This is a genomic window from Streptomyces pyxinae, from assembly GCF_024756275.1.
In the GTDB taxonomy this organism is placed as follows: Bacteria; Actinomycetota; Actinomycetes; order Streptomycetales; family Streptomycetaceae; genus Streptomyces; species Streptomyces pyxinae.
On record NZ_JANUGQ010000034.1, the window covers coordinates 38,801 to 56,217 of the forward strand.

The 17,417-nt window shown below is 73.4% G+C and carries 15 protein-coding genes, 1 tRNA gene and 1 pseudogene; 8 read left to right on the forward strand and 9 right to left on the reverse strand.

All coding sequences use genetic code 11. The annotated features are described in order from the left end of the window. Window positions 1-97: 97 nt before the first annotated feature. Window positions 98-640 carry a hypothetical protein gene (locus NX801_RS27580; protein WP_258790658.1) on the forward strand — a complete coding sequence of 181 codons (543 nt, stop codon included), beginning with the start codon at window positions 98-100 and terminating at the stop codon, window positions 638-640. A gap of 345 nt (window positions 641-985) precedes the next feature. After that, window positions 986-1,531: a GGDEF domain-containing protein gene (locus tag NX801_RS27585; protein ID WP_258790659.1), complete on the forward strand. Its 546-nt coding sequence runs from the start codon at window positions 986-988 to the stop codon at window positions 1,529-1,531. A gap of 118 nt (window positions 1,532-1,649) precedes the next feature. Here NX801_RS27585 and NX801_RS27590 read toward each other — a convergent pair. The 7 genes and pseudogenes from NX801_RS27590 to galU all read right to left on the reverse strand — a co-directional run. After that, a tRNA-Ala gene (locus NX801_RS27590) sits at window positions 1,650-1,723 on the reverse strand. An 87-nt stretch (window positions 1,724-1,810) separates the two neighbouring features. Then, on the reverse strand, window positions 1,811-2,827 hold the full coding sequence (sepX, locus tag NX801_RS27595) for a divisome protein SepX/GlpR (RefSeq protein ID WP_258790660.1): 1,017 nt from the start codon (window positions 2,825-2,827) through the stop codon (window positions 1,811-1,813). Between the two features lie 191 nt (window positions 2,828-3,018). Beyond that, window positions 3,019-3,639 (reverse strand): GNAT family N-acetyltransferase, encoded by a 621-nt coding sequence (locus NX801_RS27600; RefSeq protein ID WP_258790661.1) that lies wholly within the window; start codon window positions 3,637-3,639, stop codon window positions 3,019-3,021. Continuing rightward, entirely contained in the window at window positions 3,636-4,223 is a 588-nt protein-coding gene (locus NX801_RS27605) for a MogA/MoaB family molybdenum cofactor biosynthesis protein (RefSeq protein WP_258790662.1), read from the reverse strand. The genes NX801_RS27600 and NX801_RS27605 overlap by 4 nt, the downstream gene beginning before the upstream one ends. After that, the gene (moaC, locus tag NX801_RS27610; protein ID WP_258790663.1) at window positions 4,220-4,798 is read right to left on the reverse strand and encodes a cyclic pyranopterin monophosphate synthase MoaC; all 579 of its coding nucleotides are present in this window, start codon (window positions 4,796-4,798) and stop codon (window positions 4,220-4,222) included. Before moaC ends, NX801_RS27605 begins: the two co-directional genes overlap by 4 nt. Window positions 4,799-4,919: 121 nt before the next feature. Beyond that, window positions 4,920-6,314, reverse strand: coding sequence for a molybdopterin molybdotransferase MoeA (locus tag NX801_RS27615; protein WP_258790664.1), 1,395 nt, complete (start codon window positions 6,312-6,314; stop codon window positions 4,920-4,922). A gap of 191 nt (window positions 6,315-6,505) precedes the next feature. Continuing rightward, window positions 6,506-7,405 (reverse strand): annotated as a pseudogene (gene galU / locus NX801_RS27620) (UTP--glucose-1-phosphate uridylyltransferase GalU); the annotation flags it as partial. A 94-nt stretch (window positions 7,406-7,499) separates the two neighbouring features. On the opposite strand from galU, the gene NX801_RS27625 reads away from it, so the two are divergent. After that, a complete protein-coding gene (locus NX801_RS27625; protein ID WP_258790692.1) occupies window positions 7,500-8,138 on the forward strand; it encodes a 5-formyltetrahydrofolate cyclo-ligase in 639 nt (212 codons plus the stop codon). A 165-nt stretch (window positions 8,139-8,303) separates the two neighbouring features. On the opposite strand, the gene NX801_RS27630 is transcribed toward NX801_RS27625, so the two are convergent. Beyond that, a complete protein-coding gene (locus NX801_RS27630) occupies window positions 8,304-11,042 on the reverse strand; it encodes a penicillin acylase family protein (RefSeq protein WP_258790665.1) in 2,739 nt (912 codons plus the stop codon). A gap of 232 nt (window positions 11,043-11,274) precedes the next feature. Here NX801_RS27630 and NX801_RS27635 point away from each other — a divergent pair, with 232 nt between their 5' ends. The 5 genes from NX801_RS27635 to NX801_RS27655 all read left to right on the forward strand — a co-directional run bounded on the left by NX801_RS27635 (window position 11,275) and on the right by NX801_RS27655 (window position 16,996). Beyond that, a complete protein-coding gene (locus NX801_RS27635; RefSeq protein WP_258790693.1) occupies window positions 11,275-12,792 on the forward strand; it encodes a potassium/proton antiporter in 1,518 nt (505 codons plus the stop codon). Window positions 12,793-13,428: 636 nt separating this feature from the next. Continuing rightward, window positions 13,429-14,655 carry an MFS transporter gene (locus NX801_RS27640; protein WP_258790694.1) on the forward strand — a complete coding sequence of 409 codons (1,227 nt, stop codon included), beginning with the start codon at window positions 13,429-13,431 and terminating at the stop codon, window positions 14,653-14,655. 68 nt (window positions 14,656-14,723) lie between these two features. After that, entirely contained in the window at window positions 14,724-15,104 is a 381-nt protein-coding gene (locus tag NX801_RS27645; protein WP_258790666.1) for an FmdB family zinc ribbon protein, read from the forward strand. A gap of 122 nt (window positions 15,105-15,226) precedes the next feature. Further along, window positions 15,227-16,096, forward strand: a complete 870-nt coding sequence (locus NX801_RS27650; protein ID WP_258790667.1) for an S-methyl-5'-thioadenosine phosphorylase — start codon at window positions 15,227-15,229, stop codon at window positions 16,094-16,096. 267 nt (window positions 16,097-16,363) lie between these two features. Continuing rightward, the gene (locus NX801_RS27655; protein WP_258790668.1) at window positions 16,364-16,996 is read left to right on the forward strand and encodes a hypothetical protein; all 633 of its coding nucleotides are present in this window, start codon (window positions 16,364-16,366) and stop codon (window positions 16,994-16,996) included. Window positions 16,997-17,110: 114 nt separating this feature from the next. Here the strand turns inward: NX801_RS27655 and NX801_RS27660 are convergent, their stop codons facing one another. Continuing rightward, on the reverse strand, window positions 17,111-17,311 hold the full coding sequence (locus NX801_RS27660; RefSeq protein WP_258790669.1) for a hypothetical protein: 201 nt from the start codon (window positions 17,309-17,311) through the stop codon (window positions 17,111-17,113). Between the last annotated feature and the right edge of the window lie 106 nt (window positions 17,312-17,417).

Sequence of the window (17,417 nt, forward strand, 5' to 3'; positions counted from 1 at the left end):
TACCCCGATTCTGGCGTCACGCATGCCTAAATTGATATCGAGGGCTTGAGCATGGTGACCCAAATTCCATGCTCGGCGCTCAAGAGGAGGCCAGATAGTGAACGACACGGTAATGCAACTGCTAAGGGAAGAAAAAAAACGGGCCAGCGCTCGGCTTGAGCAGATTCGAAACGAGGCCGCCCAGCTGACGGAATATCTCGCGCACCTGGCCATCAGCGAGCGAACCGTGACCAAGGTCATGGCCGTAGTACCCGATAAGCCGGCCCCCGCCCGGCATGATGCTCAGCCCGCAGAGCAGACTGCGATCGACTCCGGGGGTGCAGGCGAGAAGCAGCCGGACGTGGAGGGCGTCGGAGTAGCTGCTGCACCAATGCCTAATCAGCGGGCGGCCTCGGCCCCTACGGATGGATCGCCCCTGGGCCCGGTGAGCGCAAGAATCCGTCTCCTCGTCTGCGGCACTGCCCGCCCCCTCACGGCGAAGCACATCACCCTGGCGCTGGGACGGGATGCTTCGAAGCGCACAAATGTCGAGAGTGTTCGAGCGGCCCTCGAGAAACTCGTTTCGAACGGCCACTTGGCCAAGGTCGGGCCCGGCCTGTTCGCAGCACCGCACGAGCGTTCGGGGGGCACCGTGCCGTAAAAAACCAGAGGCGCCTCAGTAGTTTGATTGGTGCCGCTGAGGGCTCAGCTCAGCGGCACCGGCGCACGTGACCCCGACAACGGGCTCCGACATGCCCTCTGAGCGTAGCCCACGAATGGGCCAATCCGAGGGCATGTTGAATCCCATTCACCCTGCCTGAGTACAGACGGCGGACGTTCGAAGGGATCAACAATGCATAGACGCTGGCCCACGGGCCCGCAGCCGCATTCCGGCTCAGAAGTTTTCCTCCAGACAGCCCAAAGCATCCTCGTCCGACCGATTATCACCGGGGCGAACGAGACGCCACACACTCGACGGCTCGCAACCCCGGTCCGGCAGGGGCCGATGCGCGGCCCGGGACAGCTGGAAATCATCGCCGCCTTGCTGGCTCTCGGCTGGATGGTTCACGGCGGCGCACTCACCCGCCGTCTGGCCCGCGCCCACCGCGATCCGCTCACCGGCCTGCGCACCCGTGCGAGCTGGAACACCCGCGCCCAGCGCATCCTCACGATCTGCTCCACTGCCGTGGTGCTCCTGGTGGACCTCGACGACTTCAAGGCCATCAACGACACCCACGGCCACGCGGCCGGCGACGCGGTCCTGGTCGCGACCGCCACCCGGCTGTCCGACTGGTGCGGCTGGCGCGGCATTCCTGCCCGTCTCGGCGGCGACGAGTTCGCGGCCGTCACCATTGTCACCCTCGACGCCGGCGGGCTCGGGGCCGCACTGAACCGACCCGTCCTCCATGACGGCGCGCTCATCCCGGTCAGCGCGTCGGTCGGCTTCTGCCGCCGGGCCGACCTGCCGCAACCGTCACTGGCCGACGCCCTGGCCGCTGCCGACGCCGAGATGTACCTGACCAAAGGCAAACGCAAGAACCGCCTTCGCTGATCACCCCGCAGCGGCTGGATCATTGCACCCACCCCAACGCGATCGAGGCAACCTGAGGCAGGAAAGAGGGCAAAGCAAAGCCCCCGCCGGGTGAACCCGGCGGGGGCTTTGGTGTGCGTGGACCTGAGGGGATTTGAACCCCTGACCCCCTCGATGCGAACGAGGTGCGCTACCAGTCTGCGCCACAGGCCCTTGCGACGTGTGAAACCTTAGCATCCCGATCGGGGTGCTCGGAAATCCGCTCCCCGCCGGACTCCCCGCTGGTCAGTGCGGGGGCCGTCACTCGTTCGCCGCGCGGGGGCGGTCCTCGTCGGCGTACTGGTCGAAGAGGGGCGTCCGGCCGTGGTCGCGGGGGGCGCGGCGCGGGGGGTGGGGGTGGTCGCGGGTGGCCGGGGGCGGGGTCGGCTCGGCGGCGGAGGAGCGGGCGGCGCTCCAGGTCTCCGGGTCGGTGATGTCGACGCCGCCCGAGGCGCGGGGGGCGACCGGGGCGGTGACATAGGTGGGGAGCGGCACCGGGACCGGGTCCCAGCTGTCGCCCCGGGCCGGGCCCGGTTCGCGCTGCTGGTCCACCCACTCGGCGTGGTCGGTCTGCTCGACCAGCGCCCGGCGCCCGGCCTCCTGCGGGGAGACCGCGGCCTCCGGCACCGGCTGGGGCTCGGGCTCCACCGGGGCGGCGGGTTGGCGGCGGGTCTCGCGCAGCCGCTGGGCGGCGGCCTCCGCGCGGCGGCGGTCCATCACGTACACGAAGCGCTTACGCTCCTGGCGGCGCAGGTGCACGATGTACGCGCTCAGCAGCACGGCCGGCGCGGCGGGCGCCCAGAGGAAGGCCAGCCCGCCGACGGCCGCGACGACGGCGCCGAGCGTGAAGGCCACGAAGAGCAGGGTGGTGGTGCGCCGGCGCCGGGCCAGGACCTTGGAGCGGCGGGCCCGCTCGGCCGCCGCGCCGGGGCGGGGGCGCCGGGCCGGGCGCGGCTTGGCCGGCCGGGCCTCCGGGATCTCCAGGCGCGCCTCGGTGTGGTCCGGGGGCGCGGCGAAGGCCCGGACGTCGATCGGACCGAGATGCTCGGTCGCCGCTTCCGGGTCCACGCCGGTGACCGCCTCGGAGGTGCGCTCCCGCAGCTCCCTGGCGTATCGGCGCTCCATCCCCGCCCGTCCGGACAGGAGCCGGATGGCGGTGCTGAAGCGTTCCGTCGGACGGGCCTCGTTCAGCTCGTCCTGCCTGCGGAGCCACATCGGCACCAAGTAGGCGGCCCAGGCCCCGACGATGACTGCGTAAATGAGGCCGCTGCTGCTCACGCTTCACACCGTAGAGGGGTTGGCGCGGGCCCATCGGCCAATTGAGCCGGTGTGTCGCACGATCTGGCTGATATCACTGACTTCTTTTGTGATTGTTTGGAGCGATTACGGATGATTTGTCGCTCGATCAGCAGTCGGCCGATAGCCCGCCGGTCACTGTATTCGAACGTTTGACTTATTTCCAGAGTTTTTCAGCGGGCCGCCCCCGGACGGCTCCGCTGCCACCGGCGCAGCAGCCCGTCCGGCACCTCGTCGGCCGTGAGCGCGAAGACCAGATGATCCCGCCACGCGCCGTCGATATGGAGATAGCGCGGCCGCAGTCCCTCCTCGCGGAAACCGAGCTTTTCCACCACCCGGCGGCTCGGGCCGTTCTCCGGCCGGATGCAGACCTCCATCCGGTGCAGCCCGAGGCCCCGGAAGCAGTGGTCCACCGCGAGCGCCACCGCCGTCGGTGTCACCCCGCGCCCGGCCACCTCCCGGTCCACCCAGTAGCCGACGTGCCCGGAGCACATGGAGCCCCAGGTGATGCCGGCGACCGTCAGCTGGCCCGCCAGCCGGCCCCGGTACTCGACGACGAACGGCAGCATCCGCCCCGCGTTCGCCTCGGCCCGCAGGTGCCGGACCATCTGCCGGTAGGTCGGCCGCGGGACCGGCGGGGCGCCGGGCGCGGGCGGCGGGACGGTCGCCTCCCAGGGGCGCAGCCAGTCCCGGTTGCGCCGGTTCACCTCCCGCCAGGCCGCCTGGTCGCGCATCCTTATCGGGCGCAGCACGACGTCCCCGGCGGCGAGCGTGACGGGCCAGATGTGATTCATGACGGGCTGGACGACGGGCCGTACGACGAACCGGGTGCCGAGTCGGAAGCCGAGTCGGGCGACGGACCGGGCAACGGACCGGAAGCCGGGCCGGGGTGGTCGCCGCCCCGCAGCTGGTCGATCGCGTGGGCCAGCAGCGGCTCCAGCACGGCCAGCCCGTCGCGCACCCCGCCGGTGGAGCCGGGCAGATTGACGACCAGGGTCCGGCCCGCCACCCCGGCCACGCCCCGGGAGAGCGCGGCGGTCGGGACCTTCTCGCGGCCGTACGCCCGGATCGCCTCCGGGATGCCCGGGATCTCGTGGTCCAGCAGGGCCCGGGTGACCTCGGGGGTGCGGTCGGTGGGCGAGACACCGGTGCCACCGGTGGTGACCACCAGGTCGTACCCGGCGGCGACGGCGGCGCGCAGGGCGTCACCGACCGGCTCCCCGTCCGGGACCACCCGGGGGCCGTCCACCGCGAAGCCGAACCCGGTGAGCCCGGCGGCCAGCACCGGCCCGCTGCGGTCCTCGTACACCCCGGCCGCCGCCCGGTTGGAGGCGGTGACGACCAGGGCCCGGCGGGGGGCGGCGGGGACCGGGGTCACCGGCCCGTCCCCTCGGCGGCCCCGGTGGCCGCACCGGCTCCGGAAGCCCCGGTGGCCGGCGTGGCCGGGGAGCCGGGGGCCCCCGGGGCGGTCTCCGGGTCGCGGCGGTAGGTGCCGGACGTGCCGCCGGTCTTCTCCTCCACCCGGACGTCCGTGATCACCGCCGCCTTGTCCACCGCCTTGACCATGTCGACCACGGTCAGCGCGGCCACCGAGACGGCGGTGAGCGCCTCCATCTCGACGCCGGTGCGGTCGGTGGTCTTCACGGTCGCGGTGATCTCGACCGCGTCGTCCGCCACCGCCAGGTCGAGCCGCACCCCGGAGAGGGCCAGCGGATGGCAGAGCGGAATGAGGTCGGGGGTGCGCTTGGCGCCCATGATCCCGGCGATCCGGGCGGTGGCGAGGGCGTCGCCCTTGGGCACGCCCTCGCCGCGCAGCAGCTCGATCACCCGGGGCGCCACCCGCACCCGGCCGGTGGCGCGGGCGGTGCGGGCGGTGACGTCCTTCCCGGAGACGTCGACCATCCGGGCAGCGCCCGACTCGTCGATGTGCGTCAGGCTGCCTTGCGTACTCAACTGAACTCCGCCTCGCGTCCGGCGCCGGTTGCCCCGAGGGGTCCAGTGTCGCAGCCCCCGGGGGTCCGGGGTCGGCCCCCGGAAGGCACAGCGGGGACACCGTACCGCCACGGCGGGCGGGTCAGCCGATGAGGACCACCTCCAGCTCGGCACCGGGAGCGGCCTCCGTGACCTCCTCCGGTACGACGATCAGCGCGTCCGCGTGGGCCAGCGCGCCCACCAGGTGGGAGGAGGACCCGCCGACCGGGGTGACGGTGCCCTGCTCGGCGTCGTACGTCCCGCGCAGGAACTGCCGCCGGCCGGCCGGGGAGGTCAGCGGGGTCCCGGCGGCGAGGGCGGCCCGGACGCGCGGGCGGTGCACGTCCTCCAGGCCCATCAGGGTGCGGATCACCGGGCGGACGAACAGTTCGAAGGAGACGTACGCGGAGACCGGGTTGCCCGGCAGCGCCAGCAGCGGGGTGAGGTCGGGGCCGATGGTGCCGAAGCCCTGCGGCTTGCCGGGCTGCATGGCCAGGGTGCGGAAGTCGACCCCGGGGGCCGGTCCGCTCCCGTCGTCGATGGTGCTGCCGACGGGTTCGGCCGGACCGCCGGCGGCCGGATCCGGGTGGTCCCCGGGGAACGGATGGCCCGCCGGGTCCGCCGCCCGGTCGCCGACCGAGGACAGCGCCTCCTTGACGACGTCATACGCGCCCACGCTGACCCCGCCGGTGGTGACCAGCAGATCGGCGCGGATCAGCTGGTCCTCGATGGTGGCCCGCAGGGTGTCGGCGTCGTCGGTGACCGCGCCCACCCGGTAGGCGATGGCCCCGGCGTCCCGCGCCGCGGCGGCGAGCGCGAAGCTGTTGGAGTCGTAGATCTGGCCGGGGCCCAGTTCCTCACCGGGCTGCACCAGCTCGCTGCCGGTGGAGAGCACCACCACCCGGGGGCGGGGCCGCACCCGGACGGTGCCCCGGCCGATGGCGGCGAGCAGCCCGAGCTGGGGCGGCCCGAGGACGGTGCCGGTGGCCAGGGCCAGGTCACCCGCGCGTACGTCGCTGCCCCGGGGGCGGACATGGGCGCCGGCCCCGGCCGGGCGGTGCACCCGGACCTCGCCCGCCGCGTCCTCCGGGGCCCGGCCGGCCGGGCGCATCGCGGTGGCCGCTCCCCCGCCCGCGCCGCCGTCGGTCCACTCGACCGGGACGACCGCCTCGGCACCGGGCGGCAGCGGCGCACCGGTCATGATCCGGGCGGCCTCGCCGGGGCCGACCTCGATCAGGCCCGCACTGCCCGCCGCCACGTCACCGAGGACGGTCAGCACGGCCGGGAACTCCTCGGTGGCGCCGGCCACGTCCGCGACCCGGACCGCGTACCCGTCCATCGAGCTGTTGTCGAACGGCGGCAGGGCGGCCGGCACCGTGACGTCCTCGACCAGCACACAGCCCTGGGCGTCGGGCAGCTGGAGCTCGATGGGGTCGAGCGGGCGGACGGACCCGAGGACGTCCGCCAGATGGTCGTCCACCGACCAGACCCGGCTCACCTCGCCCCCGTCCCCTCGGACGCCCCGCCGAGGGCCGCCGTGCCGGAGCCGGAACGATCCGCCGGCCCGGGCACCGACCGGTCCGCCCCTTCGGTCCGGACGACCTGCTCGCTCCGGTCCGTCCCCTCGGTCCGGTCGCTCCCCTCGGTCCGCTCCGTCCCCTCGGCCCGCTCCGTCCCCTCGGCCCGCTCCATCTCCTCGGTGACGTACCGGCGCAGCCAGGCGCGGAAGTCCGGGCCCAGGTCCTCCCGTTCGCAGGCGAGCCGGACGATGGCCCGGAGGTAGTCGCCCCGGTCGCCGGTGTCGTAGCGGCGGCCCTTGAAGACCACGCCGTGCACCGGGCCGCCGATCGACTCGTCCGCCGCCAGCTTCTGGAGGGCGTCGGTCAGCTGGATCTCGCCGCCGCGCCCCGGCTCGGTCTCCCGCAGCACCGGGAAGACCGCCGGGGACAGTACATAACGGCCGATCACCGCGTAGTTGCTGGGCGCCTCGTGCGCCTCCGGCTTCTCGACCAGGCCGGTCACCCGCACCACGTCGGAGTCGGCGGTCGGCTCCACGGCCGCGCAGCCGTAGAGGTGGATCTGCGAGGGGTCCACCTCCATCAGCGCCACCACGCTGCCGCCCTCCCGCTCCTCGACCTCCACCATCCGGGCGAGCAGCGGATCGCGCGGGTCGATCAGGTCGTCGCCGAGCAGCACCGCGAACGGCTGCTCACCGACGTGCGGGGCGGCGCAGAGGACGGCGTGCCCGAGGCCGCGCGGGTCGCCCTGGCGCACATAGTGCATGGTGGCGAGGCCGTTGGGCTCCTTCACCTTGCCGAGCCGCTCCTGGTCGCCCTTGCGGTCGAGGGCCTCCTCCAGCTCGTAGTTGCGGTCGAAGTGGTCCTCCAGCGGACGCTTGTTCCGCCCCGTGATCATCAGGACGTCCGAGAGCCCCGCGCCCACCGCCTCCTCCACGACGTACTGGATGGCGGGTTTGTCGACGACCGGCAGCATTTCCTTGGGCGTCGCCTTGGTGGCGGGCAGGAACCGGGTGCCCAACCCTGCGGCGGGGATGACAGCCTTGCTGATCCTGGGGTTCGGGTGCGTCATGCAGGCACCTTAACCGCTGATTCTGGGAGGAAGATGAGTCCCCGATCGACTTCCGGCCGTAAAGTCGGGAGAGGCAGGTTTGCCCGTGTCTGAGCTGAATGGAGCCGCCGGATCCGGCCCCCTGACCGGCGGGGAAGAGGCCGCGCTCAAGGCCGCGTTGCGGCGGCGGCTGCTCGGCGCCCGGGCCCTGCTGGAGCCCGCGCGGATCCGTGCGGCGGCCGGTGAACTGGCCGGATCCGCGCTGGAGCTGCCCGAGCTGGCCGGGGCCCGTACGGTCGCCGCGTACGTCTCCGTGGGCACCGAACCGGGCACCCGGCCGCTGCTCGACGCGCTGCGCGCCCGGGGCGTCCGGGTGCTGCTGCCGGTACTGCTGGCCGACAACGACCTGGACTGGGCGGTGTACGAGGGCCCCGAGGCGCTGGTACGGGCGCGGCGCGGGCTGCTGGAGCCGGCCGGTCCCCGGCTGGGCCCGGACGCGGTGCTGGACGCCGGCGCGGTGCTGCTGCCGGGCCTCGCGGTGGACGCCCGGGGGATGCGGCTGGGACGGGGCGGCGGCTCGTACGACCGGGTGCTCGCCCGGCTGGTCCGCGCCGGGAAGGACCCGGCCCTGGTGGTGCTGCTGTACGCGGACGAGGTGGTGGAGCGGGTGCCGGAGGAGCCGCACGACCACCCGGTCCACGCGGCGGTGACCCCGGCCGTGACGCTGCGGTTCCGGGCGGTGCGGCGGGACTGAGCCCGGGGGGCCGGGGCGGGCCCGGCACCGGAACACGGGGCCGGACCGGGAGACGCGACACCGGGATACCGGGGCTACCCCTATACGGGCCGGCCCCGGCGCCGTACCAGGGGGTACGGGGCCGGGGCCGGACTCGGGATCACGGGGCCGGACTCGGGGGTTCCGTCACGGCTGGAGCTCCAGCCGGTCGGCGGTGGCGGTGTCCACCGCCTTGGGGGTGAACGACCAGTCGAGCAGCTCGCCCTTGGCCCACTTCTCCGTCTGGTCGGTGTAGTGGGCGCTGTAGGCGTGCCCGGAGGCACCGGTGAGGTTGATCCAGCGGGACTTGTCCCAGTCGCCCACGTTCACCACCATCCGCATCGACGGCACCCAGACCACGTCGTAGCCGGCGGCCGCGTTCCAGCCGGTGGCGTTGACCGCGGCCTCGCCGCCGGAGAGCCGCCAGGGGCCGCGGTTCAGCATGAACTTCAGGACGCCGGGGCCCTCCGTGCCGAGCGTCTGGTTCCGCAGCTCCAGTTGGTGCAGGCGGCCCCAGCTCCAGCTGGAGACGTCCTTGCCGAGCTTGGCGGTCAGCTCCCAGCGGGCGTCCTCCATGGCGCGGGCGAGCAGCTGGTCGCGGGTCTCGGTGGCGATGTGGCGGCGGCTCTTGGCCGAGTGCCACCACTCGTTCTTCTCGTCCTTCAGCAGCGGCCGGATCACCTCGTACCAGCGGTCGCCGCCGTCCGGCTGCGCGGCGCTCGGGTCCCGCCGGCCGCACTCCCGGACCAGCCGGTTCTGCTCGTCGACCGGTCCGGTGGAGTCGGCCGGGCGGACGGTGAGGCACTCGCCCTGGACCCGCACCTCCTTGGGCAGCTTGTTGCCGAAGGCCAGCTTCAGGACATTGCGCCAGACCGCGTTGAAGTAGGCGGCGGCACCGGAGTCGGCGTCCTGGGTGTAGTCCCAGCCCTCCAGGAGCTTCTGCGCCTCCCTGACGTGCGGGTCGGAGATGTCGAGCTTCAGCAGCAGCGGGTTGAGCAGCGCCGCGATCTCGCTGCGGTTGTCCATCTGCATGGTCCGCATGTCGTCCGTGGAGATCTTGCCGCCGTCCTTGATCTTCGACTCGATGAGATCGTTGATCCGCTGGCTGCGCGAGCCGTAACCCCAGTCCTCGGTGAGCAGGTACGGGTACTTCTCCGGGTCCACCACGGCCTGGTTGGCGGTGACGATGTAGCCGCGCTCCGGGTCCTCCTCGTACGGCAGCTCCGCGAACGGCACCGGCTTGGACTTCCAGGTGTACTTGGAGTCCCAGCCCGGCGCCGGGAGGGTGCCGTCGTGGCCCTTCTGCCGGACCGGTACGACGCCGGGGGCCTGGTAGCCGATGTGGCCCTCGGCGCCCTTGGCGTCGGCGTAGATCAGGTTCTGCGCGGGCACCGCGAAGTCCTTGGCGGCGGCGCGGAACTCCTTGAAGTCCTTGGCCCGGTCGAGTTCGAGGACGGCGTCCATGGACTTGCCGGGGTCGAGCGCGGTCCAGCGCAGCGCGACCGCGTAGCCGTCGCCGCGGTCCGGCGCCGCGTTGCCGACCGGGGCCTTCTGGCCGACCTTCGCCAGCTCGTCGCTGCGGTCGGAGACCAGCGGGCCGTTGTTGGTGGAGCGGACGGTGATGGTGCGGCTGCCGCCGCCCGCGACCCGGATGGTCTCCTCGCGGGTGGTGAAGGGGATTTCCTTGCCGTCGTACTGGTAGCCGGTGTCGGAGACCTTCTCCAGGTAGAGGTCGCTGACGTCGGCGCCGAGGTTGGTGAAGCCCCAGGCGATGTCCTGGTTGTGGCCGATGACCACCCCGGGCATCCCGGCGAAGGAGTACCCGGCCACGTCGTAGCGGCAGCTGTCGGAGACGGACCGGCAGTGCAGGCCCATCTGGTACCAGACCGAGGGCAGCTGGGGCGACAGGTGCGGGTCGTTGGCGAGCAGCGGCTTGCCGGTGGTCGTGTACTTGCCGGAGATCACCCAGGAGTTGGAGCCGATGCCGTTGCCGCTGGGGCCGAGCAGCGCCGGGATCTCGTCCAGGGTGTCGGAGAGCGAGGAGAGCTGGGCCTGGAAGCCGCGGGTGGCCCCGTCGGCCGTCCCCGCGGCGCCGGAGGACGGCTCGGTGGACTTGGCGGCCGGGTCGAACGCGCCGGTGGTCTTGTCGACGGCGCCCTTGTCGACGATCGGCCGGTGCAGCTCGGTCGGGTAGGCCGGGTAGAGGTCCTTGATCTGCTGGTCGGTGAGGCGGCTGCGCAGCAGCGAACGGTCGATCTCGTCCTGCATGTTGCCGCGCAGGTCCCAGGCCATCGCCTTGAGCCAGGCCACCGAGTCGACCGGGGTCCAGGGCTCGACGCTGTAGTCGTTGCTGAAGGAGAGGGCGGCGTACTCGACCGAGATGTCGCGCCCCTCCTTGCCCTTGAGGTAGGCGTTGACGCCGTCCGCGTACGCCTGCAGGTTCTTCTTGGTGTCGGCGGAGAGCTGCTTGTCGTACTCCTCCTGCGCCACCTTCCGCCAGCCGAGCGTGCGCAGGAAGGCGTCGGTGGAGACCTGGCTCTTGCCGAACACCTCGGAGAGCCGGCCCGACGTCATGTGCCGGCGCACGTCCATCTCGTAGAACCGGTCCTGGGCCTGGACATAGCCCTGCGCCCGGAACAGGTCGGCGTCGGAGGAGGCGTAGATCTGCGGGACGCCGTAGCCGTCCCGCTTGACCTCGACGGAGGAGCGCAGTCCGTCGAGCTTCAGCGAGCCCGTGGTCTGCGGCAGCGAGGCGCGCACGGTGCCGACGCCCCAGTAGACGCCGTACCCGACGCCCGCGACCAGCGCCAGCACCAGAACGAACACGAGCAGGCGGGCGCGTCGCCCCTTCTTCTTACTGGGGGCGGCGGTGGAATTGGGCGGCATCGCTGTCCTTCAGGGCGCAGATCGGTCCAGGGAGTGCTGGGAGCAACCATAGGCGCCCCGCCCGGCGGGCCCGGACGCGGTATCGACAAAGATCCCCGGCCGGCGGGGGCGGTGCGCCCGGTCCGGTACCGGACCCCGGCGTCAAGAAGCCGTTAAAGATTAGGTAAGGTAACGAACTACCGGCGGGCGGCACTTCGGCGATCGGGCCCGCCCGTGAGGGAAGGATCGGCCACTGACTGTCCACCAGCTCAATGAACTCCTTTTCGTCTGCGCGCTCGTCCTGCTCGTCGCCGTGGCGGCGGTCCGGATCTCCTCGCGCAGCGGGCTGCCCAGCCTGCTCCTCTACCTCGGCATCGGGGTGGTGATGGGCCAGGACGGCCTGGGCCAGGTCGCCTTCGACGACGCCGGGCTGACCCAGGTGATCGGCTATGCCGCCCTGGTCGTGATCCTGGCCGAGGGCGGGCTCGGCACCAAGTGGAAGGAGATCAAGCCCGCGTTGCCCGCGGCGGCCGTCCTGTCGACCGCCGGCGTCGCGGTGAGCGTGGGGGTCACGGCGACGGCGGCGCACTATCTGGTGGGCCTGGACTGGCGGCCCGCGCTGATCATCGGAGCGGTGGTCTCGTCGACCGACGCCGCCGCCGTCTTCTCGGTGCTGCGCAAGGTGCCGCTGCCGTCCCGGGTGACCGGCGCCCTGGAGGCCGAGTCCGGCTTCAACGACGCCCCGGTCGTCATCCTGGTGGTGGCCTTCTCCACCACCGGCCCGGTGGACAGCTGGTATGTCCTGCTCGGCAAGATCCTGCTGGAGCTGGCCATCGGCGCCGCCATCGGTCTCGCGGTGGGCTTCCTCGGCTCGTACGGGCTGCGCCATGTCGCCCTGCCCGCCTCCGGCCTGTACCCGATCGCCGTGATGGCCATCGCGGTGGTCGCGTACGCCGCCGGCGCCATGGCCCACGGCAGCGGCTTCCTCGCCGTCTACCTGGCCTCGGTGATCCTGGGCAACGCCCGGCTGCCGCACGCCCCGGCGACCCGGGGCTTCGCGGAGGGCCTCGGCTGGCTGGCGCAGATCGGGATGTTCGTCCTGCTCGGCATGCTGGTCACCCCGCACGAGCTGGTGGACGACTTCTGGCCGGCGGTGATCGTGGGCCTGGTCCTGACCATGGTGGCCCGGCCGCTGTCGGTCCTGGTCAGCCTGGTGCCGTTCCGGATCCCCTGGCAGGAGCAGGCGCTGATGTCCTGGGCCGGGCTGCGCGGCGCGGTGCCGGTCATCCTGGCGACCATCCCCATGGTGTCCGGGATCGAGGGCAGCGAGAAGCTGTTCAACATCGTCTTCGTGCTGGTCGTGGTCTACACCCTCGTCCAGGGCCCGACGCTGCCCTGGCTGGCCAGGGCGCTGCGGCTGGGCGACCCCGCCGGGGCGGCCGACCTGGGCGTGGAGTCGGCCCCGCTGGAGCGGCTGCGCGGCCATCTGCTGTCGGTGGCCATCCCGGAGAAGTCCCGGATGCACGGGGTGGAGGTCGCCGAGCTGCGGCTGCCGCCCGGTGCCGCGGTGACCCTGGTGGTACGGGACGAGCGCAGCTTCGTACCCGGTCCGACGACCGTGCTGCGGCGCGGCGACGAGCTGCTGGTGGTGGCGACGGACCCGGTCCGGGACGCGGCCGAGCGCCGGCTCCGGGCGGTCGGCCAGGGCGGCAAGCTCGCCGACTGGCTCGGCACCGGCGGCGGTGGCGCGGGGGCGGGGACAGGGCGGTAGGACCCGGGGGCGGTGGGGCCCGGGGGGTGCACGGCGCCGGGGGCTGGTTTCCGCTGCGGCTGCCGGGGCGGGTGTCCGTTACGGCACCGGGCGGGCTGGGGGCTGTCCCGGTGGCGGGTCGGCGGGGGCCGGGCGGGGGGGCTCATGGCCTGCCGGGCGGGGGCCCGGTCCGGTGGGGCGTCGACGAGGGCCGGACGGGTGCGTGAGCGGAGCCGTATCGCAGGTGTGAGGCAGAACCCACGACCGTTTCCCAGGCGCCACGCGGGCACACCCTGTATCGTAAAGGTGCAATGATCGACCAACTCTGCCTGAAGCAGAGCTGGCGCGACCGTATGGCGGCCGTGACGCCCCTCCTCGACTCCTCGACGGGGCCCGGTATCTACCGCAGTTCCGCGCAAGAGGACAGCTCTCGGCGTCTTCTCGGTCCCCCCGCGGGCGGCCGGAAGAGCGCTACCAGGCGGTAGAAAGGCACGGGCCGTGGAGTCCACGGTCAGTTCTGAGAACGAGACGGCGGCGCGGCGGGCCGGGACGGCCGGACAGCCGCCCGAGACGGCCGTACGGGCCGGGGCCGCCGGGCAGCGGGCCGGTACGGCCACCGCCGCCGACGGCGACGGGAAGCGCCCCGGGTACGGGCAGCTGCTGCGCACCCCGGGCGCCTGGACGTTCCTCCTCCCCGGCTTCGCCGCGCGGCAGCCCTTCGCCATGCTCACCATCGGCATCGTGCTGCTCGTCCAGCACACCACCGGCTCCTACGGCAGCGCCGGCGTCGTCTCCGCCGCGACCGGTGTCGCCATGGCGCTGTTCGCCCCGCAGAGCGGCAAGCTGGCCGACCGCTACGGCCAGCGGGCCGTCCTGGTGCCCGGCGTCCTGCTGCACGCCGCCGCCGTCTCCGTACTGGTGACCCTCGCCCTGGCGGGCGCGCCGCTCTGGGCCCTGGTGGTGGCGGCGGTGCCGACCGGCGCCTCGGTGCCGCAGGTCGGTCCGATGGTCCGCTCCCGGTGGGCGGCGAAGCTCCAGGGCTCGCCGCTGCTCGCGACGGCGGCGGCCTTCGAGTCCGTCACCGACGAGTTCACCTTCGTGGTCGGCCCGGTGCTGGCCACCGCCCTCTGCACCGGGGTGCACCCGGCCGCCGGACTGATCGCCGAGGCGACGCTGACCCTGGCCGGCGGCCTGCTCTTCGCCGCCCAGCGCCGCACCCAGCCGCCGCACGGCCGGCTGGAGCGGCACGCGGCCGAGGAGCACGTCTCCGCGCTCTCCGTGCCGGGCGTGCGGGTCCTGGCGGTCGCGCTGCTGGGCATCGGCACCGTCTTCGGCGGCATGCAGGTCTCGCTGACCGCCTTCACCGAGGAGATCGGCAACCCGGGCGCCAACGGCCTGCTGTACGGCGTGTTCGCGGCCGGCAACATGCTGGCCGGCATCGCCTGCGGGGCCATCGCCTGGAAGATCGCGCCGCGCCGCCGGCTGCTGATCGGCTACACCGCGCTGACCGTCGCCGCCGCCTTCCTCTGGTCGGCGCACTCCATGGTGCTGCTCGGCGGGCTCGGCCTGCTGGTGGGCCTCTGCATCGCGCCGTCGCTGATCACCGGCTACACGCTGGTCGAGACGCTGGTGCCCGCCTCGGCCCGTACCGAGGCGTTCACCTGGCTGACCGGCGCGGTGGCGCTGGGCCAGGCGGCGGCCGTCTCGGTGGCCGGCCGGCTGACCGACGCGTACGGCTCGACCGCCGGTTTCCTGGTGCCGCTTGGCGGTACGGCGCTGGCGCTGATCACCCTGCTGGCCCTGCGCTCCCGGCTCTCGCCGCCCGCCCAGGGGCGCACGGTGGCACGTGGCGTCGGTCACCGCGTGTCGGTCACGGTGGACTGATCCGGCGGAATACGTCACTATGGACCGTCGTTAGCACTCATCGAGTGAGAGTGCCAGGAGGAAGACAAGTGCCGACCTACCAGTACCAGTGCACCGAGTGCGGCGAGGGCCTCGAGGCGGTCCAGAAGTTCACCGACGACGCCCTGACCGTGTGCCCGAGCTGCGACGGACGCCTCAAGAAGGTGTTCTCGGCGGTCGGCATCGTCTTCAAGGGCTCCGGCTTCTACCGCAACGACAGCCGCGGCTCGTCGTCCAGCAGCTCGCCGGCGTCGGGATCCTCGGGTTCGTCCGGGGCCTCGGGCTCGAACGGTGCGAAGACGTCCGCCTCGGAGTCGTCGTCCTCGGCTTCGTCCTCGTCCTCTTCGTCCTCCTCTTCTTCGTCCTCGTCGTCGGCCGCCGCCAAGCCGGCCGCGTCGAGCACCTCCGGGAGCAGCGGCTCCGCCGCCTGATCCCCGCCCCACCTGCCGAAGGGCCCCGCCGTGTACGACGGCGGGGCCCTTCGGCGTTCATGCTCTCGGGGGCACGTCGACGTGCGGGTGGCGGGCTGGGCTGGGCCGCTAGGGTGACCCGCATGGTGACGGTGACGACGAGTGCAGAGACAGCCGCGGAGACGTACGCCGAGATAGGCGTGATCGGCGGGTCCGGCTTCTACTCCTTCCTGGACGACGTGCGGGAGGTCGCCGTCACCACCCCGTACGGCAGCCCCAGCGACTCCCTCTTCCTCGGTGAGCTGGCCGGCCGCCGGGTCGCCTTCCTCCCCCGGCACGGCCGTGGCCACCATCTGCCGCCGCACCGGATCAACTACCGCGCCAATCTGTGGGCCCTGCGCTCGGTCGGCGTCCGCCAGGTCATGGGGCCGTGCGCGGTCGGCGGGCTGCGCCAGGAGTACGGCCCGGGCACCCTGCTGGTGCCGGACCAACTGGTGGACCGGACCAAGGCGCGCGTCGGCACCTACTTCGACGGGGAGCCGCTGCCGGACGGCACGGTGCCCAACGTGGTGCACACCACCTTCGCGGACCCGTACTGCCCGGAGGGCCGCGCGGTGGCGTTGGCGGCCGCCCGGGGACGCGGCTGGGAACCGGTGGACGGCGGCACCATGGTGGTCATCGAGGGCCCGCGCTTCTCCACGCGCGCCGAGTCGCGGTGGCATGCCTCGATGGGCTGGTCGGTGGTCGGCATGACCGGTCACCCGGAGGCGCCGCTCGCCCGTGAACTGGGCCTCTGTTACACCTCGATGGCCCTGGTCACCGACCTGGACGCGGGCGCCGAGACCGGTGAGGGGGTCTCGCACACCGAGGTGCTGCGGGTGTTCGGCGAGAACATCGGGCGGCTGCGCGAGGTGCTGTTCGACGCGGTCGGGGCCCTGCCGAAGACCGAGGGCCGCGCCTGCCTCTGCACCCGGGCGAACGAGGGCTGGGACCTGGGCATCGAGCTGCCGTAGGCCCGGGGCGCCCTGACATCGGGGCTCTCCCGGGTCGGCTCGGAGGCTGCCCGGAGGCTTCCCGGGGTCGGCTCGGAAGTTCCCCGGGGGCTTCCCGGGGTCGGCTTGGGGCCCCTCCCGGGTGACGGGGTTTTCCCCAGCCGGCCGCTCGTCCACAGGCCCGAGCGGGATCGGACGGAACCGTGGATCGTGAGGGACGGACACCGGTGCGGCAGCGCCGGTCCCGTCCCTCATCCATTTCCCTCCCCCGGATCCCGGTGGTGCCTCATGCAGCCCCTCCCGCTGTCCCGTCCTCTCTCCCCCGCTCCTCCTGATCCCGCCGCCGGAGGTGCGGCCCCGCTCACCACCGTCCCCGGGCCGTACGAAGTGCCGCCGTTCGCACCGCTGCGGGCGCGCGGAAGGCGAGCGGGGCTGCGCCGGGCGCTCCGGCGCGGTCGACGGGTGCTGGTGGCGCTGGTCGCCGCGGTGGCCGCCGCGCTCGCCGCCGCCGGGCTGCGCGGCCCCGACGACGGGGCCGGCCGGGCCGTGACGGCCGCGCCGAAGCCGGTGCGGAAGGCCGTCGCGCTGGTGTCGGCCCCGGTGCGGATCGCGGACGCCGAGACGGTCCGGCTGCTCCGCCCCGGCGACCGGGTGGACGTGATCGCGACGGGCCCGGCCGGCTCCCCGGGGCCTGCGGCCGTCCCGTTCCCGGGTGGTGCGGCCGTACGGGGCCCGGCGGCCGGGGCCCGGGTGGTGGCGGCGGGGGTCCGGGTGGCCGAGGTCCCGAAGGCGCCGGGCGGCCCGGGGCCCGGCGGCGAGGGCGGGGGCGGCGCCCTGGTGGTGCTCTCGGTGCCGCGCCCGCAGGCGGTGGCGCTGGCGGGCGCGAGTGCCACGTCCCGGCTGGCGGTGGCCGTGTGCTGAGCCGCGTGCTGAGGCGGCGGGCGTACGCGACGGGCTGGTGGCGGCTCAGCGGCCGACAGGCGGCAGCGGCTCAGACGGCCGGCGGCGGCTCGGAGGCCGAGGAGCGGCAGCGGCTCAGAGGTGGTGCGGCGGCTTCTCGTCCAGGAAGCGGGCGAGGTCGGCGGCGGAGTCCGCGGGCGGCCGCTCGCCCCACCCGCGGTCGGTGTCGTCCGACGACTGCTGGTCCAGCGGGTCGTCGAAGACCAGGACCGGCTTCCGCGGCGGCGCCGGTTCCGGCCGGGTCGCGCGGGGCTCGGGGGTGGGGGTGTCGCTCATGCCCCCAGCGTACGCCGGGCGGAGACACCGGCGGCCGGGCCACCGGGACCCGCCCCCGCCACGCGGCTTCGTTGCGAGCCGCGAACGCGGGCTGTGATGATGGAGC